The organism is Adhaeribacter aquaticus DSM 16391 (genome assembly GCF_000473365.1).
GTDB classification, from domain to species: domain Bacteria; phylum Bacteroidota; class Bacteroidia; order Cytophagales; family Hymenobacteraceae; genus Adhaeribacter; species Adhaeribacter aquaticus.
The window spans coordinates 695,563-703,262 of sequence record NZ_KI421517.1; the positions used below are offsets into that span (position 1 = coordinate 695,563).

The 7,700-nt window shown below is 35.8% G+C and carries 4 protein-coding genes; 2 read left to right on the forward strand and 2 right to left on the reverse strand.

The features are described from left to right. Nucleotides 1–381: 381 nt before the first annotated feature. Nucleotides 382–4,350: a PAS domain S-box protein gene (locus ADHAQ_RS0105095; protein ID WP_026462023.1), complete on the reverse strand. Its 3,969-nt coding sequence runs from the start codon at nt 4,348–4,350 to the stop codon at nt 382–384. A gap of 784 nt (nt 4,351–5,134) precedes the next feature. Between ADHAQ_RS0105095 and ADHAQ_RS0105100 the strand changes: the two genes are divergently transcribed. Continuing rightward, nucleotides 5,135–5,569: a DUF1810 domain-containing protein gene (locus tag ADHAQ_RS0105100; protein ID WP_026462024.1), complete on the forward strand. Its 435-nt coding sequence runs from the start codon at nt 5,135–5,137 to the stop codon at nt 5,567–5,569. A 498-nt stretch (nt 5,570–6,067) separates the two neighbouring features. Here ADHAQ_RS0105100 and ADHAQ_RS0105105 read toward each other — a convergent pair whose 3' ends face one another. After that, entirely contained in the window at nt 6,068–6,538 is a 471-nt protein-coding gene (locus ADHAQ_RS0105105) for a hypothetical protein (RefSeq protein WP_026462025.1), read from the reverse strand. A gap of 522 nt (nt 6,539–7,060) precedes the next feature. On the opposite strand from ADHAQ_RS0105105, the gene ADHAQ_RS0105110 reads away from it, so the two are divergent. Continuing rightward, a complete protein-coding gene (locus ADHAQ_RS0105110) occupies nt 7,061–7,438 on the forward strand; it encodes a hypothetical protein (RefSeq protein ID WP_026462026.1) in 378 nt (125 codons plus the stop codon). The last annotated feature ends 262 nt before the right edge of the window (nt 7,439–7,700 follow it).

Consider the following 7,700-nt stretch of genomic DNA (forward strand, 5'->3'; position numbering starts at 1 on the left):
CTACTACAAAGCCACCCTAAACACATTAGAGTGGCTTTTTTATTAATTTCGAATGTTTTTCAGTTACCGAAAGGGATGTTTTTTTGAATTACAGGCTACTTTTGCTGAAGTTTTCGTTTGCTTGTTTGCCCCACCACCGTTTTGCCGTGCCATTACCCTTTTACTTATTTCATGTACATAATTTTAATACATGCTTGATCAGGTGCCAATTGATTAATAGTTGAGTTTACCTAAAGACAATAAATAACCTGTAATAATTCTCTCAATTAATGAACTTACCTTCAGGAGGCAAGCCTTATAAAATCAAATTCAGCTTGTATCTGGTGCGAATTTTTAAAGGTACAGGACCCTTCTCTAGAGTACCTTTATTACAAGGCCTTTCTAAATTTTTTCTGTTTTTCTTACCATCTCTCGGATAACGCCATCCAATTCAACTGCTGACTGTTGGATGTATTCTAATATTTGTATCTTATCTAATTCAGAAGGTTTACTACTTAAAAGATCAACCAGGCCCATCAGGCGGGCCAGTGGAGCCCGTACTACATGTGATTGCATCCAGGCTATTTCACGTAATTTAGCATTCTGGGCTTCAATAGCATGAATATATTCCTTCGTTTCAGAAACATCCTGCATTATACCTTCTAATAAAACCGGGTTACCCTGGTCATCCAGTACTAAATTTGTTTTTTGATATAGGTGCCGCATACCACCTTTGCTATTCAGAATCCGGTGCTCAATTTCTGCAACTGGAAACCCCTGGATAATCTGCTCCTTGAAAACATCAATTTTTTTTACATCTTCTGGATGAATCAAAGAATAAAAAAACTTTAAACTAGGTTTAAATAAAGTTTCATCAAGACCTAAAATTCTATAAACCTCGTCGGACCAGAATAACTCCTCTGATTTAATATTATATTCCCAATAACCTAACCTCCCTATTTCTTGTGCCGTTTCCAGCTTCTTATTTGTTTCTGATAACTGGAGTTGGATTTGTTTATTTTCAGTGATATTACGCCCATAACAAGCTATTCCAATAATTTCCTGATCATTAATAATGGGGTTCAACCTTATTTCTAACCAAGAATTTGGCCGGTTACGTTGAATTTTGGTAAAAATTTCTTCTTTAAAAGACTCTCCAGCCAACACCTTTCCATAGTTCACCTCCAGAAATGAAATATATTCAGGAAGAGACGCCTCTTTCAGCAGGATATTTTCACCCGTTCTTATTATCTTTCCTGAAACGTCTTCTAAAGATTGAATAAAAGCTTTGTTGGCAGCAATTAAGGTAAAGTCTTTTCGAACACTCCAAATTAAATCATCTGTAGCATTAATTAGGGCCTCTTTATCCTGCCGCTCAAATTCTTGTCGCCGTTCTGCTTCAAACTTATCAGTAACATCCCGAAAATTATCAACAACACCTCTAATAGCTGGCTCATGAAATAAATTTGTACCCGTAATTTCCATCCAACGCCACATACCATTTTTATGAAGCATTCTAAAAATATAGCCTTGTACAGGAACCCCGGGTTGTGCAGAAATCTCATTATTCATTTGCTGTAGCGCAGCAAAATCGTCAGGGTGTATAATGGAGGCAATATGCATTTGCTTGACATCTTCTTCCAAGTACCCCAGCAAATTAGATATAGCAGGAGAGATATAAATGGGTTTGCCTTCTGCCGATAAAATTGCTACGCCATCAAATTGATTTTCGACTAATGCCCGAAATCGTTTTTCACTGATTTGTAATAATTCTTCTGCTTTTTTCTTTTCTGTGGCATCGCGGGCAATAGCGAATATTGCTTTTGCCTCGGCATCCCACCGAGCTGACCAGGTAATAGGTACAACCGAGCCGTCTTTCCGAACAAACCGGTTTTCGAAGTTATGCATATTTTCCCCAGCTTTGATCTGGTAAAAGGCTGCATTTGTAAATGCTAAATCTTCCGGAAAAACCAGTTCCGGTAAATATTTACCTAAAATTTCCTCAGGCTGGTAACCTAAAACTTGGTTTGTGGCCTGGTTTACCTGTAAAAATTTCCCTTCTGCGTCAATGGTACAAATTACATCCAAGGTTGCATCCAACACTTTTTGGAGTTGCGCCCGGTTTTGCTGCAAAGCAATATTAGCTTCTACTCTTTCAGTAACATCCCGGAAATTATCAATAATGCCATTAACAGCCGGGTCCTGTAATAAATTGGTAAGCGTTGCTTCAATCCAGCGCCAGGAGCCGTCCTTATGACGCATCTTTCCTGTTCGGCCAGCAATCGGGACGCCCGGAGTTTGCATTACTTTCGATAGTACGTTGTGATATTCCTCTATTTCTTCAGGTAAAATAATAGAAGTAACATCCATCTGCATTAACTCTTCTTCTGAATATCCCAAAACCTTGTTAATGGAGGAGGAAACATACTTTATTCTAAAATCATCCGTAAAAACAACTACCGCATCATTACCATTTTCGACCAACGCCCGGAATCGCTTTTCATTCACCAGCAAAAGTTCTTCAGTGTTTTTTCTGGTAGTTATATCTGTACTAGTAATGCATATGTTTGTGATTATACCGGAGGTAAAAACCGGATTCAAAATAAAATGCAGCCAAAAAAGGTTGCCATCTGCCTGAACGTAATCTTTATCATAAGCAATCACTTCTCCCTGCAGTACTTTTTCAAACAAGGTTAAAAAATTCTTCTTCCAATCAGGTTCTATATAATCTACTATCTTTCTCCCAATTTCAAGCTGGCCTTCATGTACATTGTAGGAAAAATACTCTTTGGCTTTCGCGTTAAAGGTTTTAATAATACCATCTGGATCTAACATGACAAAGCCTTCAACTGCATTATTAAAAACAGCTCTAAAGTCAGCTTCTGACTGCTTAATCTTAGCTTCAGCTTCTAATCTGGCAGATATATCACGATAGTTAGAAACTATAGCGTTTACATCTTCGTCTTGCAGTAAATTAATTATGGTACCTTCTACGTCTACAGAATAACCTTTCTTGGTTAGTAACTTATTTGTTTTGGCAAAAGGAATTCCTGGATTTTGTAATAGCTGCTGAATAAAGCCTTTTAGATTTTCACCTTGGTTTGGTCCTAGTACAGTGGTTCCTGGTTTCCCTATTACTTCCGAGGCGGTAAATCCTGTAATTCTCTCATAAGCGGGACTTACATATACTATGTCTCCTTTAGCATTTACTAATAAAATTATATCATCTGCATGTTCTATTAAAGCTTTGAAATGTCTCTCACTTCTTTTTAACTGCGTTTCGGAAGATTTTCGGGTAGTAATATCACTTAATAAAATACTGGACCGATTTTCACCATTTCTATCTTTGAAAATTACGGATGAAAATTCACATGGGAACCGTTCTCTGTTTTTCCGGATCCCAATTGCTTCTCCGGAGGTTTTACCTGTAATTTTTCTTTCCTCTAATAGGGAAATAAATTGAGGATCAGTATGATCAATTAAATCCTGTCGCCCCATTGTTTTCAACTCTTCCAGGCTATACCCAAACATTTTTACGGCGGTGGAATTTGCCTCTAGAATCTTTCCATGCTCAGGTATGGTTAATAAGAAAGAGTGAAGGGAATTATTTATTATTGAATGGTATTTATCTTCACTATCTTGAAGTTGGTTATCAGCATTTAGCCGACCGCTTTTATCGATTGTGTGCACCATCAGATGCTGAGTGCCGGTATTTTGAAAATTATTATTTATAATTAATTGCAGCCAAACCCATTCTCCTGTAACAGCCCGAAAACGGTATTCCTTAAAATTGATTTGTTCTTTCTGATTAGATTTAGCCAATAATAATTTTATTCCTGGTAAATCATCCGGGTGAATAAAGTTAAAGAAAGTAAGCCCTAGTAATTTATCTGGGTCATACCCTAATATTTTCTGAACCGAATTGCAAACAAATACAAATTGCCCCTCTACATTTAGTATAGCAATTAAACCAGAGCAGGTAGATTCCTGAATTTCATTAAAAACACTTTCGGGTATATTCTGATTATTTTTACAACCCAAACAGGTAAACCAGGCGGTATAATTGTCCCGATTTACGCTCCAATTTAAAGAAACAGGTTGTCCACTTTTACTTAAAAACCGAATATTAGAATTTGTCGCTATTGCTTCGCGTTGGGCATCTAGTAACAATAGCGCCGCACTAGCTTTGTCCTTGGGATGAATAAATTCAAGCCAGTTCGTCCCAATTATTTCTTCTTTATCGTAACCTAAAAGTACTTTAACGGTAGCATTTACCTTACCTATAATTCCATCCTGTCTTATTCTAAAAATAAGGTCTGATGAAAATTCCAAAATATTTTCCAAACTTTCATTCTGGTAATATTCCCCCATCCCTATGCTTGATCTGTAGTTAAAATAAAAATTTGTTAGAGGTTAATAAAGATCAATATGCTTTAACAAGCCTCAATTCATATTCCACAATTTAGCCAAGCAACACACATATTAAAAAAAAATCTCAGATTTGATTAAAAATTATAAATAGTTCTTTAATTGTTTATAATATTCGGTTTAGAAGCATACAGGTTTTAATGTTCCAATTTCTTTCAAAAACAAAAAACTTTACCATGATTAAATTAGCCTTGTTTTGAACCGATTTATTAAACGAACTCATAACCAGGAGGCTCTTTCTACAACCTAGAGCATTCCAAGGCTGGGCTTATCACCTTTCCTGGCGTATACCAATTAAAAACGGCAAGGGTGTAGTAATTGGCGCCATTGCAGTACCGGCAGCAAGTAGAAAAAACCATTTAGTAGCTGAAGCCGGGGTACAGACGCCTCGCTAGAATTTTTAATGTCCTGCTATACATAAAATGCCAAAATTACACTGTTAAAGCTCTTCGAAACGGGCAGCCTTTTTTGTTCGTAGCTGTATAAATTTTTGCTTATATAAAATGACTTAATATCCGTTTTAACAAAAGCCTTTTTATGAGATAAAGGAAAGACATCCTCCTTGGAATACGGTTGAGAAGGTTTTTAAACGAATTATGATTGGGAACGTTGAAATAGCGGCCACGTTCCCGGTAGTGGTTTGCAATTGAAGCCTTGTTCCTTCTCTATTAAACAACTGATATATAATCTATTACCATTGCATTCTAAATTATTTTAAAATGAAACCATGGCAAATTCAGGTTTGACGAAATATATTGAAGCCCAAGAAAAAGATTTTGAACTTGCCCTTGCCGAAATTAAATCTGGCAGGAAAAGAAGCCATTGGATGTGGTACATATTCCCGCAATTTGAAGGCTTGGGGTTTAGCGAAACATCCCAGTATTATTCTATCAAAACATTAGAGGAAGCGAAGGATTATCTTAATCATCCAGTTTTAGGAAAAAGATTAATAATAATTACAACTGAACTTTTAAAACTCGATCATACTGATCCAAAAAATATTTTTGGAAGTCCTGATTATTTAAAACTACATTCGTCAATGACTTTATTCTCCCTTGCAAGTGACATTGGCAACAACCTATTTGATATGGTTCTCGAAAAATTTTTCGGTGGACAATATGACAACAAGACTTTACAACTTGTAAAATTGAAGGACAAGTAGTATTCAAGTTTAGTTAAAATGAGTGCTAAAACTGCTTATTAGCCAGGCTTGGTTTTCAATCGTACCAGAAACCACTCAGGCAACTTAAATCTTTTACTTTGATTGACCCTACCAGTAATCGGGCTGCACTACGGCTAGAGGACCCCATAGCAACATGAAAAAGTATTTAAACAGTATTGCGGTACTTTTGCAATAAAAATGTCGATTTTCATCGCAGCTATAAAAAGCTGTTCTTTACTAAAAAGAACAGCTTTTTTATTTTATTCTGGGCCTAAAATTAAATAAATCTGCTCCGGATAATAAAACTAAAGATCAAACCAAGAATAGCTCATTCCTTGTTTGATCAGGTTATTGCTTCTTGATAGTTGCTTTTTACCCCCTTTACAAACAGGAATAATGATACTCATTTTCAGCCTTATAAAGCAATTTTATAAACCTTTTAATAGCACTAGTTGGAACCATGCTATTAAGCTAGGGCTAAAAATTTAAGGGTATTGGCTACTTCGAGAAAATAACAAATCGCTTTACCGTTTTTGCACTCTTACTTACTCCGTTTTCTGTATAAGCTATTGTTCCCGTTTGCTCGCTATACCACGTCATGTTTGAATTATCTAACACACTTAACTCAAACTCTGCATAAGGTGTACCTAAATACATTAATGAAAGTGTGTTTTTGTTGTTGTTATTATTAATCACATAAGTTACATTCTGATCAGGCTGCCCGTTATTAAAATAGATGATACCATTTGTTTTATCAAAGGATACTTTGGAGATTTCAATAGCTCCGGTTCTCTCATAAACTTTGGCGCCAGCATCATTATAATACTCTTCTCTATAGTTATTAAAGTTCCAGGTTCCCTGAATTAAATCAGATGGTGTCTGAGAAGGAGTCGGATTATCTTTAGTACAACCTGTGAAGCCTATGGGCAACACAATCAGGAAAGCCAGGAGAAGAGTGATATTTTTCATTTCAGTTTAAGTTATCTTGTGTAAGTATTTTACTAATAAAATTAAAACGAATAAGTTTGTTATGAAGTTAATCTTATCTATTATCTGTTTCTTTTGATACTCTTCTCTTAGTCGCTTTATGCCCCAATAGAAACATAAAAGCAAAACTATACCTTCTCAATAAAGCTTTTGTTACCAAAACAAATCTGATTCAGGAAAAGGGTATCAAAACTGAAACGGTTTACAAGAATGAAAAATCATTGAAGAATAGTTATAGGTACTGCCTTCCTGCATCATCATCTATTACAATACAACTTCTCCTTTGCTAAATTACCAGCTATCAAATGTAAATTCTAAAAAAATTATGAAGCTCTCCTTAATCCATTTTGATAATCCTTTAAAATAGCCCTTAAATAAGGAGGAGGTTTACCGGGTAAAAGGGGATCTTTAACAGGTTTAGTTATAGGTTTATCTAAATATATACTAGTGCTATATTCTATGCAGTACTTTTGATTATCAACTAAGACAAAAAGCATTAGCGATATGAAAAAGCACTTCCTACTTCTGGCCTTCACCCTGATCCTTTCTACTGTAACTTTTGCCAATGGGGCAAAAGATCAGCAACGTTTTGATGCTGCTCTGGAACAGACAGCCCGAATAGAAGTTCGTCACTTGCAGGAGTTGCTTCGCTTTAACGAATATGAATACATCCAGATCAAGAAGTTAACTGAAACGCAGTTAGCGGATGTGCAACAGGTACAAAAAACAATGGAAGCCGCTTCAGTAGAACTGCATGTAAAACTACACCAGATACAGGAAACTCATACTGCTCAAGTATTAGCCTTACTAAACCAGAACCAACAGAAAGCTTTCGCTGCTTACTTAGCCGCTAAACAAGCTAACTTACTGGCTGCTCTTTAACCTTTACCTAATACCATTTAACCTTTACTTTACCTACCACTTAATCCACTAAGCCAGCCGCCCAGCTGGCTTTTTTTATGTGAAAATTTGTAAAATTTAGTATATTGATTGTTGACTATCCTTATTTATTTTTAATCCACTCCTTAATTCCTACTTATAAGTATCCTTCTTTTAAACCTTATTTGATGATGATCAGCTAGTTCCTTTGATTATTAGCTAACTATATGCCTTTAGTTTATTTTAGAAATTTTAAGTAGCTAAA

Excerpts from the sequence above, each read along its gene's own strand:
- ADHAQ_RS0105095 (WP_026462023.1), bottom strand. The coding sequence starts at position 4,350 with ATGGGGGAATATTACCAGAATGAAAGTTTGGAAAATATTTTGGAATTT.
- ADHAQ_RS0105100 (WP_026462024.1), top strand. The coding sequence starts at position 5,135 with ATGGCAAATTCAGGTTTGACGAAATATATTGAAGCCCAAGAAAAAGAT.
- ADHAQ_RS0105105 (WP_026462025.1), bottom strand. The coding sequence starts at position 6,538 with ATGAAAAATATCACTCTTCTCCTGGCTTTCCTGATTGTGTTGCCCATA.
- ADHAQ_RS0105110 (WP_026462026.1), top strand. The coding sequence starts at position 7,061 with ATGAAAAAGCACTTCCTACTTCTGGCCTTCACCCTGATCCTTTCTACT.